Raw genomic sequence first — 1342 nt, 5'->3', positions numbered from 1 at the left:
CGTTGCTGCCCGTGACCGAGCCGTTCACGAGGCCCTTGCTCGTGCCCGAGGCGCCGCCGTTGTTGGTGCCGGTCTGCTGCAGCTCGACCCGGCCGCTCGTGCCGGCCTGGATCACCGCGGCCTTGTTGGCCGAACCGTCCTGCTTGCCCTGCACCGCGCTGCCGAGGCTGTTGCCGGTGCCGGTCTGGTCGACGGTCAGGGTGTTGCTGCCCGCGCCCGTCTGCAGGAAGGCCTTGTCCGTGGTGCCGACGGTGTTGCCGCCCCCCGAACCCGCTGTCACCGACCTGACATCCGTGCCGGTGTCGTTCTGGTTGATCGTGATGGCATTGCCGCCAGTGCCGGTCTGGCTCGTGTAGGCGCGGTTGTTGTCGGCATAGGCCGTGGCAGCAAAGGCGCTCGCGGCGACACCCATCGACAGGATGAGAAGATGCTTTTTCATGGGAACGGACCCCTTGGTTCGGCGTTTGCCGTTTTAGTTAATGTAGGTGAAACGCCCTATCGGCGTTTGACTGGGGTCTCGATCTGGCTTGCTTGCCGGAGCGGCGCCTTAAGGGTGCAATAACCGAGTCTTCGAAATCGCGCCTTGTCCGTGCGTCCCAATCTGCAAGCCATCCCGACAAGTTGCTTCACGGAAACGTGTGCGCGCGCCCACAACCGCAGGCTATTTTCCGGAATTTTCGCACCAAAATTGAATACGTAATAGCTGCGGCGCGTTACCACGCGTGACTTGAAATGGCGCTTCTTTCCGCTTGATGGCGTGCGCCAGCGGATCGGTTCGGTGTCAAGTTTCGCTCGCGAAGTCCTGCGCTCCTGCGACACCGTCCGGAACGCAAACTGCCGGTCGGAGAGAGTGTCTCCCTACCTCCGCATCCCAGATCTGACTCAGCATGCGGCTGCACCGCAATCTCACACAAAATCCGCAGTGGACGATACGCAACGCCGGAGCCGGGACAGTTCGAGGTCGGCGGTCACCAAGGCACGGAAACCGAGTTCGGCACGCGATCCGTCGCGCCAAGGCGATGCTACGAACGGATTCGAGATCCCGCCCGTCTTTCACCCGCACGATGCAAGAGAACCACGCCCCCGCGTTCGAACTAGAGATCGGGAGAGGCCGATCCGCGAAGGTCGTTCAGGATCATGATCAGGTTTCCGTCTGATCAGGTCGACGTCTCACCCGGCCGGAGCGATCTGTCGGGGTAAAATTGCGGTCGCGCGTGATCGGCCCCCACGAGGTGGTCCAAGGGTAAAGTTAGTGCACGGTGGGCCGCTCCGCCACGGGTAGCTTGGCCGGCGGAGCTGGTCTGGCGAGCGCAGCCGGCCAAGCGGAGAAGGCTGGCATGAA

At 62.9% G+C, this 1342-nt stretch carries 1 pseudogene; it reads right to left on the bottom strand.

The features are described from left to right. Positions 1-439 (bottom strand): annotated as a pseudogene (locus tag FV229_RS26875) (hypothetical protein); the annotation flags it as partial. Between the last annotated feature and the right edge of the window lie 903 nt (positions 440-1342).

Source organism: Methylobacterium sp. WL120, from assembly GCF_008039465.1.
Classification (GTDB): Bacteria; Pseudomonadota; Alphaproteobacteria; order Rhizobiales; family Beijerinckiaceae; genus Methylobacterium; species Methylobacterium cerastii.
Note: the sequence above shows the minus strand (reverse complement) of the source record. Positions and strands in the feature narration are given on the sequence as shown.